Origin of the sequence: Microbulbifer hainanensis (genome assembly GCF_014904735.1) — a bacterium.
GTDB lineage: Bacteria > Pseudomonadota > Gammaproteobacteria > Pseudomonadales > Cellvibrionaceae > Microbulbifer > Microbulbifer hainanensis.
Genome location: NZ_JACZCR010000008.1, coordinates 1 through 16,171 on the forward strand (window position 1 = coordinate 1; position 16,171 = coordinate 16,171).

General features: G+C 52.7%; 13 protein-coding genes. 11 read left to right on the top strand and 2 right to left on the bottom strand.

All coding sequences use genetic code 11. The annotated features are described in order from the left end of the window. The coding region (locus tag IG168_RS02695; protein ID WP_193161612.1) for a type I restriction endonuclease subunit R at positions 1–3,672 on the top strand (3,672 nt) is incomplete at its 5' end. Between the two features lie 39 nt (positions 3,673–3,711). Continuing rightward, a complete protein-coding gene (locus tag IG168_RS02700) occupies positions 3,712–4,011 on the top strand; it encodes an antitoxin of toxin-antitoxin stability system (protein ID WP_193161613.1) in 300 nt (99 codons plus the stop codon). 5 nt (positions 4,012–4,016) lie between these two features. Here IG168_RS02700 and IG168_RS02705 read toward each other — a convergent pair whose 3' ends face one another. Beyond that, positions 4,017–4,946, bottom strand: coding sequence for a LysR family transcriptional regulator (locus IG168_RS02705; protein ID WP_193161614.1), 930 nt, complete (start codon positions 4,944–4,946; stop codon positions 4,017–4,019). A 79-nt stretch (positions 4,947–5,025) separates the two neighbouring features. On the opposite strand from IG168_RS02705, the gene IG168_RS02710 reads away from it, so the two are divergent. The 9 genes from IG168_RS02710 (at position 5,026) to IG168_RS02750 (ending at position 14,991) form a co-directional block, all read left to right on the top strand. Beyond that, on the top strand, positions 5,026–6,003 hold the full coding sequence (locus tag IG168_RS02710; RefSeq protein ID WP_226876481.1) for an alpha/beta hydrolase: 978 nt from the start codon (positions 5,026–5,028) through the stop codon (positions 6,001–6,003). Between the two features lie 70 nt (positions 6,004–6,073). Then, positions 6,074–7,009 (top strand): alpha/beta hydrolase, encoded by a 936-nt coding sequence (locus tag IG168_RS02715; protein WP_193161616.1) that lies wholly within the window; start codon positions 6,074–6,076, stop codon positions 7,007–7,009. 93 nt (positions 7,010–7,102) lie between these two features. Next, the gene (locus IG168_RS02720; protein ID WP_193161617.1) at positions 7,103–7,741 is read left to right on the top strand and encodes an SDR family oxidoreductase; all 639 of its coding nucleotides are present in this window, start codon (positions 7,103–7,105) and stop codon (positions 7,739–7,741) included. Between the two features lie 70 nt (positions 7,742–7,811). After that, entirely contained in the window at positions 7,812–8,642 is an 831-nt protein-coding gene (locus tag IG168_RS02725) for an SDR family NAD(P)-dependent oxidoreductase (protein ID WP_193161618.1), read from the top strand. A 30-nt stretch (positions 8,643–8,672) separates the two neighbouring features. After that, positions 8,673–9,347 carry a flavodoxin family protein gene (locus tag IG168_RS02730; protein ID WP_226876474.1) on the top strand — a complete coding sequence of 225 codons (675 nt, stop codon included), beginning with the start codon at positions 8,673–8,675 and terminating at the stop codon, positions 9,345–9,347. 469 nt (positions 9,348–9,816) lie between these two features. Further along, on the top strand, positions 9,817–10,734 hold the full coding sequence (locus tag IG168_RS02735; RefSeq protein WP_193161619.1) for an alpha/beta hydrolase: 918 nt from the start codon (positions 9,817–9,819) through the stop codon (positions 10,732–10,734). A gap of 102 nt (positions 10,735–10,836) precedes the next feature. Then, positions 10,837–12,000 (top strand): NADH-dependent flavin oxidoreductase, encoded by a 1,164-nt coding sequence (locus IG168_RS02740; protein WP_193161620.1) that lies wholly within the window; start codon positions 10,837–10,839, stop codon positions 11,998–12,000. Between the two features lie 405 nt (positions 12,001–12,405). Then, positions 12,406–13,464: a metallophosphoesterase family protein gene (locus IG168_RS02745; RefSeq protein ID WP_193161621.1), complete on the top strand. Its 1,059-nt coding sequence runs from the start codon at positions 12,406–12,408 to the stop codon at positions 13,462–13,464. Between the two features lie 507 nt (positions 13,465–13,971). Then, positions 13,972–14,991, top strand: coding sequence for a zinc-dependent alcohol dehydrogenase family protein (locus IG168_RS02750; protein ID WP_193161622.1), 1,020 nt, complete (start codon positions 13,972–13,974; stop codon positions 14,989–14,991). A 78-nt stretch (positions 14,992–15,069) separates the two neighbouring features. On the opposite strand, the gene IG168_RS02755 is transcribed toward IG168_RS02750, so the two are convergent. Next, positions 15,070–16,119: an NAD(P)-dependent alcohol dehydrogenase gene (locus IG168_RS02755; RefSeq protein WP_193161623.1), complete on the bottom strand. Its 1,050-nt coding sequence runs from the start codon at positions 16,117–16,119 to the stop codon at positions 15,070–15,072. Between the last annotated feature and the right edge of the window lie 52 nt (positions 16,120–16,171).

Below are 16,171 nucleotides of genomic sequence, written 5' to 3' on the forward strand. Positions count from 1 at the left end.
TTTGAAAATAACAAACAGCAAGATCGCCTAAATGGTGTGCCGCTCACCAGCAGCGAAATGCAGCAGATTCTTGATCAAATCAAAGAACTCAAAACTCCGCTTAAGTTAAACGGTTTTATTAATGGCAAAACCGTGGCCATTAAGCGCGACAACCCGGCCGATAGTGTGCACTTGGGTAAAGAGATCAGCCTAAAAATTTACGATAGGCAAGAAATCGCCGCTGGCCAAAGCCGATACCAGATTGTGCAGCAACCTAAGTTTGAACGCGGCAGTCCTTTGCGCAACGACAGACGCGGCGATGTGTTGTTGCTGATTAACGGCATGCCGGTGATACATGTGGAGCTAAAGCGCAGCGGCATTCCGGTAAGCCAAGCCGTTAACCAAATCGAAAAGTACAGCAAAGAAGGCATTTTTAGCGGCCTGTTTTCGCTCGTTCAAATATTTGTAGCCATGGAGCCGGAGGAGACCAAATACTTTGCTAACCCCGGCTTAGATGGAAAATTCAACCCCGACTACCAATTTAACTGGGCGGATTTTAACAACGAGCCAGTGAATCGCTGGAAAGCCATTGCTTCCACGCTCTTATCCATCCCCATGGCGCACCAACTGATTGGTTTTTACACCGTCGCCGACGATACCGACGGCGTGCTGAAGGTGATGCGCAGTTACCAGTATTACGCCGCCAATGCCATTTCCGACAAGGTCGCCAAAACCAACTGGCAGCAACTCGGCAGTGGTAACAATGCAGACCGTTTAGGGGGGTATGTGTGGCATACCACAGGCTCCGGCAAAACCATGACCAGCTTTAAATCGGCACAGCTCATTGCCCAATCGAAAGATGCCGATAAAGTGATTTTTTTAATGGATCGCATTGAGCTGGGCACTCAGTCCCTTGCCGAATACCGCAACTTTGCCAGCGACAGCGAAGACGTACAGGCCACCGAAAACACCTACGTACTCATCACCAAACTTAAAAGTAATAACCCAGCCGACACCCTGATTGTTAGCTCCATTCAAAAAATGAGTAATATTTTTGAAGAGGTTGACGATGCAGGCACCGCCACCAACTCTGCTGATATAGAAAAAATTCGCGCCAAACGTTTGGTGTTTATTGTGGATGAAGCCCACCGCTCCACTTTTGGCGATATGCTCATCACCATTAAGCACACCTTTCCCCGCGCCCTGTTTTTTGGTTTTACCGGCACGCCCATTCAAGAAGAAAACGAAAAAAGCGGCAACACCACCAGCACCGTATTTGGTAACGAGTTGCACCGCTACAGCATTGCCGATGGCATACGCGATGGCAACGTACTGGGCTTTGACCCGTACAAAGTCTGTACGTTTAAAGACAAAGACCTGCGCCAAGCCGTAGCCCTTGAGCAAGCCAAAGCCGATTCGGTTGCCGATGCACTATCAACGCCTGCCAAAAAGAAGAAATTCAATTTCGTTATGAATGATATGGCTATGGCAGGCCATAAAGGCCCCACAGGTCAGTACATCAAGAGCATTGAAGACTATGTACCCAAAGAGCAATACCTGACCGATGCCCATCAAGCCAAGGTGGTGGAAGATATTCTGCAAAACTGGGATGTGCTCAGCCAAGCCAATAAGTTTCATGCCATTTTGGCCACCAACAGTATTGCCGAGGCCATTGATTATTACCGCCGCCTAAAAGCGGCGAAACCCGAGCTGAAAATATCCGCCCTGTTTGACCCGAACATTGATAACGATGGTAGTGGTAGCCGCGGCCCGACCTTTAAAGGTGATGGCCTGGAAGAAATTATGGCCGACTACAATGCGCGCTACGGCCAGGATTTTGATTTTGCCCGCCACGCTGCCTTTAAAAAAGATTTAGCCGCACGCCTTGCCCATAAAAAACCCTACGAGCGCATTCATACCGAACCCGAAAGACAACTGGATTTGTTGATTGTGGTCGACCAAATGCTTACGGGGTTTGACTCAAAATGGCTCAACACCTTGTATTTGGACAAGGTGATTAAATACCAGAATATTATTCAAGCCTTCTCGCGCACCAACCGTTTGTTTGGCCCAGACAAGCCCCACGGCACCATTCGTTACTATCGTTATCCGCATACCATGGAGCAACACATAAAGGATGCGGTAAAACTCTATTCCGGTGATCGCCCAATCGGCTTATTTGTCGACCGCTTAGCAAGCAATCTGGAGGCCATAAATACGCTGGTAGCAGACATCACCGAGTTATTTGTGAATGCAGGCGTGCAAAACTTTGAGAAGCTTCCCGAGGATATAGCATCCTGCGCCAAATTTGCTGATCTCTTTAATGCCTTTAACCAGCATTTGGAAGCCGCCAAGGTGCAGGGTTTTCATTGGGATAAACTGGTTTATCCATTTGGTGATAATGGCGATAAGCATGAGGTATCGCTGGCCACGGATGAACAAACCTATTTGGGTTTAGTGCTGCGCTATAAAGAGTTGGTGAGTAAAGGCAGTGGCGGCGGCACAGGTGGCGGCGATGTGCCCTTTGATATTAGCGGTTACCTCACCGAAATTGATACGGGAAAAATCGACGCTGATTACATGAACAGCCGCTTTGAAAAATATCTCAAAGAGCTAAACCAGAACCAAGACGCGGAAATTATTGAACAAACACTCAACGAACTACACAAATCATTTTCATCGCTGACTCAGTCCGAACAAAAATACGCCAAGCTATTTTTGCACGATTTGCAGCGTGGTGACGTGCAGCTGATTGAGGGCTACAGTTTTAGAGACTATATCAATAGTTACAAAGATAATGCTGAAAACGCGCAACTCAATGCCGTGGTGAACGCTTTAAGTTTAGATAAAAATCGGCTCATAGCTTTGCTAAATGACAATGTTAACGAGAAAAATTTGAACAACTTTGGTCGCTTTGATGCACTAAAAGAATCGGTGAATAAAACCAAAGCCAAAGCTTATTTCGAGAAACAAGACGGCACGACCATACCGCCATTCAAGCTGAACCTGCGCATTGAAAAGTTTTTAAAGCAGTTTATTTTTGCACGATCGGATGAGCGCTCAATCAGTTTTCCTGCTGAGCTAGCTAATCACACTACTGCATTGGTACCGACACCTTTGATTTTTGGTTCAGTAAATTTATACCAAGCCTCCCAAGTTTCTAAACTGGAAAATGCACAGGAGTTGGGGAGCATCACCTTCAAAACAGACTTACCATACACGGATAATCCTGCATCGTTACTCACGACAGGTTGTTATTCAGAATTAAAGGCGCTTGGCGTCATATCCTCGAACGTGCTAGATGCAACCATTATCGCTCTTCTTGAACTTGAATTGGCTACAAAAGAACTGGAACTGCCGTTATATCAAGAAGGAAAGAGTGGCATAGTCTGGGCACTTAAAGAGGCACGAGAAGGCAGCGTTTACAATGATTTCATGGCCTACGTAGTGCAAGTTATAGGTGATGAAAGCCTTCTAACCTATATCGAAAGTGGCATCTACGATGTTGGAAAAATGGGTTTTGGCGCGGCGTTTATTTCATTACCCAAAATGTTAAAAGAGAAATTGAAAGAAAAACGAAAAGTCACGCAAGGGACGAACGAAGAAAACGAAGCCATTGAAGCGGCTGTGAATGTGGTTGATTACCGAATTCATCCCAGGTTAACAGAAAAGTGGAAAGTCAAAGATCATTAAAGCTGGAGATATCGCTTTGCCTAATGAAGCCATTTTCACATGAAGCTCGAACCGGAGCTTCACGCCGATTCCATGACCGCTGCAGAGGCCAGCCATCGGCAGGCCTCTCAGATCATACGCGAGTTTGTGCAGCGCCAGCGAGAGGCGTGTGAGTATGACTCCATTTTGCGCGGTAAGGTGACTGGTATCCGCGAGCAAATCCGCTCAGGCGATTACGCCAGCGTCGATCAGGTTAAAGCGCGTTTCACCGCACGCCGGGGCGCAAGTAGCCACCAAGGCATGCCAGAAAAAGGCGAACGCAAAGCGTGGGCGCATCCAGCGTGTGCCTTTCCTATTTAATTCGGCTACTGCTCACTCGCAAGTTCATCGCGTTGCACGACCAAAAAATCAATCAAAGCCCTAATTTTTGCCGGCATCTGCGCTCTCGAAGGCACATACAAAAAGAACCCCGGAAACGGCCTGCACCAGTTTTGCAACACCCTCACCAGCGAGCCGTCGGCAAGATACTGCTGCACGCACAGATCCAGGTGCTGTATGACCCCCAGACCATTAAGCGCTGCGCGCAGCATACTTTCGTCATCATTGAACACCCCGTTGCCCTTCGGCTCGAACACCAGGGTGCGCTTGTCAGCATCCGGCGAGGTGAAAGACCAGCGGTCGATGACACCACTGGAGGTGAAACGAAAGGCGAGGCAATTGTGTTGCAGTAAGTCATCGGGTGTTTCCGGGGTGCCGTGCTTCGCGAAATACTCCGGGGAGCCAACGATTGCCATCGACATCGGCGGTGTTACCGGCACAGCCACCATATGCTCAGCGAGACTTTCCCCCAGGCGAATACCTGCGTCCATACCACTGGAAATGATATTGGAAAGGCCATCATCCAGGATCAATTCCAACTTTAATTTGGGGTAGCGCGCCAGGAAGGTTTCCATCTTTGGCTCCAGCAATAATCTGGCTGCCACCCTCGACGTATTGATGCGTATTACCCCGGATGGCTCTGCCTGCGACTCCCCCACCTCGGCGACTGCCCGGTCGACCGACTCAATGGCCGGGGTGAGAACGTCAAACAGTCGCTGCCCTTCTTCGGTTAGCGACATGCTGCGCGTACTGCGATTTAGCAGCCGCACATTCAGCTGCTGTTCCAGCGATTTCAGGTGCTGCGACAGGGCTGCGCGTGATACTTCACCCTCCTCTGCCGCCTTAGTAATGCTGCTGTGACGCGCTATACGAACAAACCACACTAGAGATGGATACAGCGAGGGATCGATGGCCATATTGTTAACCTTTACTTAACACTGATTTAAGTTTTAGCACGTTTTTCCAAATAAGGCCCGCCATTAGTATTCCCCCTGTCTGAGCACAACGGCTCAGAAAAACACTGAGACCGAAGCTACCAACATGAAGGGCACCATCATGAAAAGCATCAGCATCAAGAACCTCAACGGCCAAGGCGTCACTATCGCCGCCAACGTGTACTTCCCTGCCGACTTTGATGAAAGCCAGCAGTACGCCGCAGTCGTGGTATCGCACCCTGGCGGTGGTGTTAAGGAGCAGACAGCCGGACTCTATGCAGAGCGACTGGCAGAAAGTGGCCTGGTCACGGTTGCTTACGACGCTTCTTACCAGGGAGCGAGCACCGGCATGCCGCGTCAACTGGAGAACCCCTACATCCGCACCGAGGACGTCAGCGCGGTGATCGACTACCTGACCACGTTGCCATACGTCGACAACAACCGCATCGGCGCCATGGGCGTCTGTGCTGGCGGCGGCTATTCCGCCAATGCCGCGATCACCGACCGCCGTATCAAATCGCTGGCCACCGTCAGTGCCGTGAACATCGGCCAGATGTTCCGCAACGGCTGGGAAAACAACGTCCAGGATGCCGATGCACTGCCGTATGTTGTGGCGGGCTCCGAAGCGCGCACCGGCGACGCCAACAGCGATGAACTGGGCACCCTGCCCCTGGCCCCAATGAAGGAGGAGGATGCTCCTAATGAGGAACTGCGCCAGGCCTGGGAGTACTACCACACCGATCGTTGCCAGCACCCGAATGCGCCCGGTTTCATGACCGCTCGCAGCCTTAACCAGATCATCACCTATGACGCCTACAACCTGGCCGAAGCTTTCCTGACACAACCGGTACTCACTATTGCCGGTGACCAGGCGGGAAGCAAATGGATGAGTGATGACCTGATCGCCCGCGCAGCCAGCAGCGACAAGACCATGCATGTCGTGAAAGGTGCGAACCACATGTCACTGTACGACGTGCCCGAGTATGTGGACGAAGCGGTATCGGTACTGATCCCGTTCTTCGCGCGCACGCTGAAGTAACTGAATTTAAACCTGGGAATACAGGGGCACATTTTGTAGGTGCCCCGATTCCAAATTCGAGGTGATGTAAATGAGTAACGTCAGTATCCAGCACGTGAACTATCAGAACCTGGGATGGCAGTCTGCTGCTGACCTCTACCTGCCGCCAGATTTTGATGAGACTAAACAATATCCGGCCATCGTCAGCACGCATCCAATCGGAAGCTGCAAGGAACAAACCTCCGGCAATATCTATGCGAAGGCATTGGCGGAGGCTGGATTTGTTGCCCTGGCGTTTGATGCCAGCTTTCAAGGCGAAAGTGGTGGTTCCCCGAGATTTATCGAAGACCCGTCGATTCGCACATCCGACATCCGCTTTGCTATCGATTACCTGGTAACACTGCCCTATGTGGATCAGGACCGTATCGGGGCCATCGGCGTTTGCGGTGGCGGCGGATACACCATTCACGCGGCGATTACCGATCACCGCATCAAGGCACTGGCCTCCATTACCGGCGTGAACTTTGGGCGTCTGATTCGCGAAGGGTTTAGTGAATTCGATCCCGTGTCTGCCCTACAGGCCATGGGTAAGCAGCGTACCGCCGAAGCGCAGGGTGCAGAGCGCCACGTGATTGACTACCTGCCAGCTTCGGTAGAAGAAGGCAGGGCCAATGGCATCACCGACAGGGATGTACTGGAAGCAACGGACTACTACAAGTCCACGCGCGGCCAACAGCCGAACGGTGCGACCAGTGGCCTGTTTTCATTTAACAGCGCTGCCATGGGCTGGGATGCGTTTCTTAATGCAGAAAGCCTGTTAACCCAGCCGTTGCTTGTAGTCACCGGCGATAAGCCCGGTGCTTTCGGTGCTTACCGGGATAGCTGGGAAATCTTCGGGCGCGCCGCCTCGAAAGACAAGCAGATCTTCGTGGCTGAGGGCTACTCCCATTACGACCTCTACGACAAGTCCGAGCCTGTAGCACTGGCGATGGCCGAGATCCTGCCATTCTTCGAACGGCACCTCTAACTGTCGCGGAATTAGTTGAGAGAAAGAACTAGAGGTTCCAGTCACCCTGGCTGGAACCCTCTTCGGGTTCTCCGGAATGTGGAAAAACAATCTATGAGAAATGTTCTCGTATTGGGCGCAAACGGACAGATCGCCCGATGGGTTATTGCGAAGCTAACTGATCAACAAGATATATCTTTGACTCTTCTGCAGCGTAACCCTAACAAACTTACCGGGTGGGAACCTGCTAATGGACAGATCGTCATTGGTAATGTAATGGATCGTAAGCTGCTGCGGGTAGCAATGGCAGGCCAAGAAATTGTATATGCCAACCTCATTGGAAAGGACTTGGACATACAAGCAAAACGCGTGATCGAAGCGATGCGGAAGGTAGGCGTAAAGCGCTTGGTGTTCATACTTTCGCTTGGTATTTACGATGAATTACCGGGTCGATTCGGTCAGTGGAACAACGAGATTATTGGAAAAGACCTCGAACCCTACCGTAGAGCGGCAGATGCCATCGAGAGTTCGGGCCTGGAATACACCATCTTGCGGCCTGCATGGCTGACTGACGAACACGAAGTGGACTATGAAATCACTGCCAAGGAAGATGCCTTTAAAGGAACCGTGGTATCGCGTAAGAGCGTGGCGGACCTGGTTGCCAAGATCATCGTGTCACCTGATCTGCATCTAGGCGAGAACCTGGGGGTAAATAAACCCGGCACTGAGGGTGACAAGCCGTACTTCATGTAAGCCTGGAGTTTCTCTGGTGCCCAACGGGCGGCTGCAAAAACGGTCCGAATCGAAAGAGAGGAAATACACAATGAGTCGTATTTGGTTTGTCACCGGTGCCACGCGTGGCATGGGTGTTGAAATCGTAAAAGCTGCGTTGTTGCGTGGTGACAAGGTTGCCGCTACCGGGCGCAACCTGGAAAAACTTCGTGAGGAATTCAGTGAGGTGCCGCCAAGCAGCATTGCACTGTTGCCGCTGGATGTTCGGGAAGAACAACAGGCAAAGGATGCGGTAAATGCCGTCTTGGAGCGCTTTGGTCGTATCGACGTTCTTGTCAACAACGCGGGTTATTGCCTCCTTGGGCGCTTCGAAGAAGCCAGTGCCGCCCAGATTGAGGAGCAATTCTCAACCAACGTCTTTGGCATGGCCAACGTGTTACGTGCAGTGCTACCAGTAATGCGTGACCAAGGTAGCGGGCACATCATCAACACCTCCTCCATCGCGGGGGTTAAAGCAGTGGCCAATGCCACTTTCTACTCCGCATCGAAGTTTGCCGTGGAAGGTATGACGCTGGCTCTGGCCGACGAGGTCGCGCCATTGGGCATCAAAGTCACAGCGATTGAACCGGGGTTCTTTCGTACTGAATTCTTGAGCGACAGCTCAGCCCAGTATGGCCAAAGGGAAATTGCCGACTATGCGCCCTTCGGTAATGCCCGTTCCTTACTGGCGTCCGCTGACGGCCAACAACAGGGGGACCCCGCCAAGCTAGCGCAGGTCGTGATGCAGTTGGCTGACATGGAGCGCCCCCCCAGACAGCTGCTGATTGGCAACGATGCTGTGGATTTTGTCATGCCCTCATTGCTCGCCCGCCTGGAGGAAACGCGTAGCTTTGAGGACTTGACCAAGTCGACCGATTTTTAACAAATCCTCGAGACTTTTCGACTGTTTAAGATGGTACTGAAGATGATGTCATTCCCGCATTGGTTTGCTCTAGCTCTGGCGCTGGTAGCCATTGCTGTGCTTGGTGTGTTGTTCGGTGTTACCTGGATAGAGAACTATCAGGCCCGACACCTGAAGACCGATAGCGCAGAAATTCCGGTCGTATCGGACTCCAAGCGGGCTGCGGTCATATATTTTTCACGCTCGGGCAACACCGCTTTGGCTGCACGTCATTTAGCGAAACAGTTCGACGCGCGACTGGTGGAGCTGCAGGCAGCTGAATACGAGTTGGGAGTGGCTGGTCTTACCAACGCGCTCAAAGATGCTAACGCTCTAAAAAAACGCCCTCAAGCACTGCCCGATATCGTTCCTAGCGCTATTGACTTATCGTCCTATGACATTGTCTATCTAGGGTCACCGATTTGGCTCTATTCACCCGCCCCACCTATCTGGACGTTCATAGAAAGTAACCGTTTTGATGGAAAAGATGTGGTGCTATTCAATACGTACAACAGTAACTACAGCCAGGAATGGATTGAATCCTTCAGGAGCAAAGTGATGAGCCGGGGGGCCAGGTCTTTCCTGCATCTTCCAATACGGCGCGGAAGGATGACACAGCAGAAGACACCAGATGAGATGTTGGAGGCAATTGATACGCACTGGATGCCCGTTATAGAGCGCCCCTAGGACTGCATAGTAAGGAAAACGTCAGCGTAAATATGCCGCACTCCGACGCTGACAAGCCCACATTTACATAAAGCATCAACCGCCCCCCCCCAATTGTTAATACGCCAGGTCAACACAATGGCAATCTTGCCCACTTAGGAAGCCGGTGAGTTCGCTCATTTCGGCAAGCCTGCACCATAGGAAGTACCCCAGATGACAGTCAAAAATGCCAACGCTGTATTTCAGCCGCAGCCTTGGTAAAGCTGCGGTAATGAGCGATTTGGGCGAACCATGCCAGGGAGGGAAGGAGCGACGGGTCCATCAGCAATCCATTTGTTAAGTTTGACTTACCACTATGTTCAAGATTAGCACCTTTTTCAACGCCAATCAGATGCCTATTATTCGTTCACCAACTGCGAGTCGCCGGTTGGGGCCCACGTCAGTTGGGCACTGCGTCAGCGACCACCCCAAACCGTAATTGGAGAAGACTATGCAAACGGTCATGATCAAGACCCAGTACTGGGACATCGCAGCCAACATCTACTTTCCCCCCGGCTTTGATGACCAGAAGCAATACCCGGCCATTATCAGCGCTCACCCCATCGGGAGCTGCAAGGACCAGACAGCGGGCAACGTTTATGGCGAAGCCCTCGCGAAGGAAGGTTTTGTCGTCATTGCTTTCGACCGCAGCACACAAGGGCAGAGCGGCGGTGAGCCCCGCTATACCGAAGACCCGGCGTTGGCCGTAGAAGACTTCAGCCGCGTAACCGACTACTTGGTGACTCTGCCGTACGTGGATGCCGACCGCATCGGGGTGCTGGGGATCTGCGGCGCCGGCGGCTACGCCATCAATGCGACCATGATCGAGCGCCGCATCAAGGCCCTTGTCAGCATTACTGGTGTCAATTACGGCCGCCTGTGCCGTGAAGGCTTCAGTGGTTTCGACCCCATTGGCCAAATGGAAGCGGTGGCTGCGCAACGCACCGCCGAGGCCAGGGGAGAAGCACTCAAGGTCGACCTGTTCGTACCCCCTTCCCTGGAAGCGGCAGCCGAAGCGGGCATTACCGACGTCGACGTGCTTGGTGCCACCGACTACTACCGTAATCGCTGTGTCAACGACAATGCCGGCACGCGCGCATTGTTCTCCCGTCGCGCCGCCTCCGCTGCCTGGGATGCCTTCCATCTGGCCGAGACCCTGCTGACAACGCCGATGATGGTGGTGGTCGGCGACATACCTGGTGGCTTTGGTGCCTATCGCGATGGCCTGGAGATTTACGCGCGCGCTGCGTCGAAGGTCAAGGAACTGGTGGTCGTGGAGGGTTATTCACACTACGACCTGTACGACAAGCCGGAACCAGTGTCTCAGGCTCTGGCCAAGTTAATCCCTTTTTATAAGGAAAACCTGTAACAGCAGCGTGTGGGCGTGGATTCACCGCGCCCAATTCGATAACCGCTTCAGACACTTGTGAGTCGCTTATTTCGGCAAACGATACCATCAGAGTTATTCAAGATGACAGTCAAACATTCCGACACAGTATTTGAGTCTTTTACCTTTAAAAACGGCACTAACCTTCGCAATCGCATTGTGATGGCGCCAATGACGACTTGGTCAGCCAACCCGGATGGAAGCGTTTCCGACCAGGAACTTGACTACTATCGCCACCGCGCCAATGGCGTCGGCCTGGTGCTAACGGGATGTACCCACGTAATGGAAAACGGTATTGGCTTCACGGATGAGTTTGCGGCATATGATGACCGATTCATCCCGAGTTTGCGGAGTCTCGCCCAGGCCGCAAAGAGCGGCGGTGCTCCAGCCATCCTGCAGATATTTCATGCGGGTAATAAGGCGGTCCCTGACCTGGTACCCGGCGGTAAAATCGTGAGTGCCAGTGCATTGAAGGCGCAACCAGGTCCATTCAACAGCGGGGAAGTTACGAGCCACGCACTCACTCATGAGGAAATCCTGGAAGTAATTCGGGCATTTGGTGAAGCCACTCGACGTGCCATCGAAGCCGGATTTGATGGTGTTGAGCTGCATGGCGCACATGGATTCCTGATCCAAAACTTTTTCTCGCCTATGTTCAATCAGCGTACCGATGAGTGGGGCGGCTCGCTGGAAAACCGTATGCGCTTCCCTTCAGCCTTGGTGAAGGAAGTACGAAAGGTCATCGACACGCACGCCAGGCAGCCATTCCTGCTCGGGTATCGAATTTCGCCCGAAGAGTCTGGGGAAGGCGCACTGAGGATTGATGACTCCTACGCACTCATTGATCGCCTGATCGAGAGCGGAGTGGATTACATACATGTTTCGTTAGCGGACATTCTGCACGCGACACCGATCGATGCCACTGCAGGTCAGCTGACTGCCGAGTTGATCACTGAACATGTGGCCAACCGCGTACCGGTTATCGCAGCAGGTAATGTCCGAAGGCCTTCAGAGGCTGAAGAAGCACTGAACCTTGGCCTGTCACTGGTCGCCGTAGGGAAGGGGCTAGTGATGAACCCCGATTGGGTGGAGCTGGCTCAAAGTCAGCGGGCCAGTGAGATTGATACGGAGTTAGCGCCTGAAAAGATTTCTGAAATCGTGATCCCTGACAAGTTGTGGGGTGTCATCGAGGCTTCCAGGGGAAACGGCTGGTTTCCACTACGAGAAGATGACCTCGTCGGCGCTTAAACAGCATCCTGAAGTGTTGGGTGGTGGAGAGTTGTCTGCTCCGGTTGCCGTGGACGTAAAGAAGGCAGTATGGATTTTGCACAACCTGCAGCGGACACTGGCGCCCTCCTCTGGATGGGGAAAGGCGCCTTTTATGTAACACCAAGCAGGGCATAACGCCCAAAGTGCCCGCCCCATAAGGCCTGCGGACGCGGGTTCGATCAACACGCAACGCGCCAAACCAAATGGACAGGGCCACATTTTAGCCGCCGTCAAAACGACAACAGCGCCAGTCCGGCGCCTCTAGCCCCCCTAATATCGCGGCCCCGCGGAAACCTGCTATCACTCATATGGACACACTCACAGCGATCCAAATGCCCAGCTTCTTTACCAGCGCCACCAAGAACACTGCGGGACCCATAAGTCATGAAGCTTACATCAGTAAGTGTCGCAATCGCCCTCGCGATGCCATCTCCGAGCCTCTGGGCCGAAACAACGGATGGGTTCTCCTACGATAAGGAACGACTTCCCGGGGCCAAGCCCTGGACCTCTCAGCCGATCCAGAATGATCCCGCCGAGTTCCAGTTCGTCGTCATCGGCGACCGGACCGGGGGAGCCAACCAGGAAGGCACCTTCAAACTCGCCATCAATCAACTCAATCTGCTGCAGCCCGAGTTTGTCATCAATGTCGGTGACCTGATCGAGGGATACAGTGACGACAAGACGGAACTGAATGCCGAGTGGCATGAAGTTGACGAGATGTTGAGCAAGCTCAAGATGCCGTTCGTCCGCACTCCAGGTAACCACGACATCGCGAACAAGACCGCGCAGCAGGTCTGGAAGGATAGGTACGGCGCCACTTACTACCACTTCGTCTACAAGGACGTCCTGTTCATGGTTCTTGATAGCGAAGATCCGCCCCGTGCGGCGCCCGAAGGGATGAGGGAAAAGTTGGAGCTATACAACAGGCTGCAGACCGAAGACCCGGCCAAGGCTAAGGAGATGCTGGCTGAGTTTATGACCGACGAGGCGGTGGTCGCCGCACTCGGCAAGCCCGTCGAGTTTGGGGAAAAGCAAATGGCATGGATCAAGAAGACACTCGCTGACAATCCGGACGTTCGGTGGACCTTCCTGTTCCTCCATGAGCCGGCCTGGGAAAATGCGTCCGATAGCTTCAAGGCGATCCAGAAAATGCTCAAGGCGCGCAAGCACACCTTTCTCGCCGGCCACCTGCATTACTACGACTACGATTTACTCGATGGTTCCGAGCACATCACAATGGGCCCTGCCGGTGCCTCTTTCCACCAAGAAGGGCCCGGCAACGTGGATCACATCATGTGGGTGACCATGACCGAGGAGGGCCCCCAGATAGGAAATATCGCCCTCAAGGGAATCTTTGACCGCAAAGGCCTCGATCCAGAGTTGTTCGGCGCCTATGACCGCAAGGGCGCCGATGAGGAAGCAAAGCCCAAAAAGGACAAATGATTTGAACAGGCTAATGATGAGAATTAACTAACCTAAAGCCGCACCTATACGAGCACATTGCTTAAGCGGTGGGGTTATTTGTGGGGCCCAACGAAAACCACCACTACAACCTCAGTAACTACGGGCCCGACAGCAAGCTTTTCGACTCCCGCCATCAGCAGTCCGAGAGCCCCTCTACTCCCTCTAACGACGCGCGGGTGAAACGCAAAGCATCAAATCACTTTCGCCATTACATCATCAGGAACAATGGAGTCTCTCAACCACTCTTTAACCAAGCGCGCTTTTCCGCCTGAATATTTCATTCTGTCCCAAGTCCTAGTCAAGGGGGGCGTATAGCTTGGCCGCCAAAAGTGACGGCTTAGGGATACCACTATGTTACATAATGGTATTGCGCGGATTCTCTGCCCCAACACCGATTTATCGCGAGATTAAGAGCAGGCCTAATACGCGAAGTTCTGGCTTCACTATACTGGACAACTAATTAGATTTTTTAACCTCGGAGGCCGTATGCGATCCATTCAAATTACGTCAAATGAAGGATTAGCAGGCTTAACGTTTGTAGAGCGAGAGCCCGCCGCTCAACTTACTCCGCAGCAAGTACGCGTCAAGGTCCGAGCCGTGTCACTTAATCAACGTGACGTAATGATCGCGACAGGGAAATATCCTCGCGCGGTTAAAGACGGCGTTGTACCGACCTCCGATTTTTCTGGAGAAATACTTGAAGTTGGCGAAGGGGTATCCGAATGGCAGCCCGGGGACAGGGTCATGTCAACGTTTTACCAAAATTGGCAGGATGGGACCTGTAGTCCTGAAAAAGTCCTACCAAATTACGGAAGCGACGTGGATGGCATGCTTCAGGAAGAAGTCGTCCTCGACGCATCCTGCCTGGCTCGCGTTCCCGGTAATCTTGATTTCATCCATGCATGTACCCTTCCCTGCGCTGGCGTGACGGCCTGGAATGCTCTCTTTGGCGGTCGTCAACTTGACCCGGGGAGCACGGTATTGCTTTTGGGCACTGGAGGAGTCTCCATCATGGCGCTCCAACTTGCCAAAGCTGCTGGTATGCGCGTATTGATCACTTCATCCAGTGACGAGAAGTTGGCACGTGCTCGCGAATTGGGAGCCCATGGGACCATCAACTATCGCAGCACCCCTGAATGGCAGCAGGAGGTAAAACGACTGACTGGTGGTCGCGGCGCAGACCATGTCCTCGAGGTCGGTGGTGAGCAGACGGTAACTCGTTCAGTAGAATCCCTGGCGATGGGCGGGTCAGTAGCGATTATTGGCGGGGTCAGTGGTTTCACCGGCCAATTTGACCCTATGTTGCTGTTCTTTGGCGCTAAGCAAATGCGTGGCATTCTCGTCGGCAGTAAAGCAATGTTTCGTCAACTATGTGCGCTGATAGAAACGGCTGATATCCAGCCAATCGTGGACCGAGTTTTCGAATTCGAGCAAGTAGTGGACGCCTTCGATTACCTGTCGTCAGGGACGCACTTTGGAAAAGTGGTAATTCAGGTGGCCAAGTGATGAACAATCATTGGGAAATCTTATCGAGAGCGGCTCTGGCATAACTTGCCTAAAGCTGCAGCTAACTGATTACCTGCCTCACGGGGCAGGCAACGAGGCCATATCAATCACAAAGCGATAGCGCACATCAGAGCGCTTGAGCCGTTCGAAGGCCTCATTCACCTGGCTGATCGGTATGATTTCACATTCCGGCAAAATATCTTTTTTTCCACAAAAATTGAGTAGTTCCTGCGTTTCGGCAATTCCGCCGATAGCGGAACCGACGATACACCGGCGCCCCATGACCACGGCCTCACTGTTAATTTCTTCCATTGGACCGATCTGCCCGACGAGAACCAGTGCACCGCCGATATCCAATAGACTGAGGTAAGGCGTAAGATCGTGCTTGACTGGTACAGTATCAATAATCAGATCGAAGCTAGACGCGGCCTCCTTCATCGCCTCCTCATCGCTGGAAACCAGCAAGCCATCGGCGCCCAGATCTAATGCATCTTGTTCTTTGTCAGCAGTTCGGCTGAGTACAGTGACATCAGCACCCAATCCCTCGGCAAGCTTGACCGCCATATGTCCAAGCCCGCCTAGACCGATAACGCCCACACGACTGCCGGGGCCGACGTTCCACGAGCGCAGTGGAGAATAGGTGGTGATGCCAGCACAGAGCAAAGGGGCAACCCGCGAAAGATCGAGGCCGTCGGGCACGTGCAGCACAAACTCCTCGCGTACCACCAGGTGCTTGGAATAACCGCCCTGAGTGGTTTCTCCGCTAATGCGGTCGCGGCCGCTATATGTAAGGGTCATACCTTCCCGACAAAACTGCTCCTCACCGTGGTGGCACTGGTCGCATTCCTGGCAGGAATCGACCATGCAACCCACGGCAACAGTATCTCCTTTGCTGAAACGGGTAACCTCGCTGCCAACATCAATCACGCGGCCTACAATTTCATGGCCCGGGACCATGGGAAAAAGACCCCAGCCCCAGTCATCGTGTACTTGGTGAATATCCGTAAAGCAGATACCGCAATACAGCACTTCCATTGCCACATCATTGGGCCGTAGTGCCCGTCGCTCAAACTCCCAGGGGGCCAGCGTGCCTCCAGCGGACTGTGCTGCGTAACCAGTGGTTTTCATAGTCGTTCTCACAGATTCATAGTGCGGCCCAGAATGGCCGAATTCTTTCAGG

What these genes read in the sequence shown, in the direction of transcription:
- IG168_RS02740 (WP_193161620.1), top strand. Translation starts at nt 10,837, where the DNA reads ATGACAGTCAAACATTCCGACACAGTATTTGAGTCTTTTACCTTTAAA.
- IG168_RS02700 (WP_193161613.1), top strand. Translation starts at nt 3,712, where the DNA reads ATGAAGCTCGAACCGGAGCTTCACGCCGATTCCATGACCGCTGCAGAG.
- IG168_RS02725 (WP_193161618.1), top strand. Translation starts at nt 7,812, where the DNA reads ATGAGTCGTATTTGGTTTGTCACCGGTGCCACGCGTGGCATGGGTGTT.
- IG168_RS02745 (WP_193161621.1), top strand. Translation starts at nt 12,406, where the DNA reads ATGAAGCTTACATCAGTAAGTGTCGCAATCGCCCTCGCGATGCCATCT.
- IG168_RS02755 (WP_193161623.1), bottom strand. Translation starts at nt 16,119, where the DNA reads ATGAAAACCACTGGTTACGCAGCACAGTCCGCTGGAGGCACGCTGGCC.
- IG168_RS02705 (WP_193161614.1), bottom strand. Translation starts at nt 4,946, where the DNA reads ATGGCCATCGATCCCTCGCTGTATCCATCTCTAGTGTGGTTTGTTCGT.
- IG168_RS02730 (WP_226876474.1), top strand. Translation starts at nt 8,673, where the DNA reads ATGGTACTGAAGATGATGTCATTCCCGCATTGGTTTGCTCTAGCTCTG.
- IG168_RS02720 (WP_193161617.1), top strand. Translation starts at nt 7,103, where the DNA reads ATGAGAAATGTTCTCGTATTGGGCGCAAACGGACAGATCGCCCGATGG.
- IG168_RS02750 (WP_193161622.1), top strand. Translation starts at nt 13,972, where the DNA reads ATGCGATCCATTCAAATTACGTCAAATGAAGGATTAGCAGGCTTAACG.
- IG168_RS02715 (WP_193161616.1), top strand. Translation starts at nt 6,074, where the DNA reads ATGAGTAACGTCAGTATCCAGCACGTGAACTATCAGAACCTGGGATGG.
- IG168_RS02735 (WP_193161619.1), top strand. Translation starts at nt 9,817, where the DNA reads ATGCAAACGGTCATGATCAAGACCCAGTACTGGGACATCGCAGCCAAC.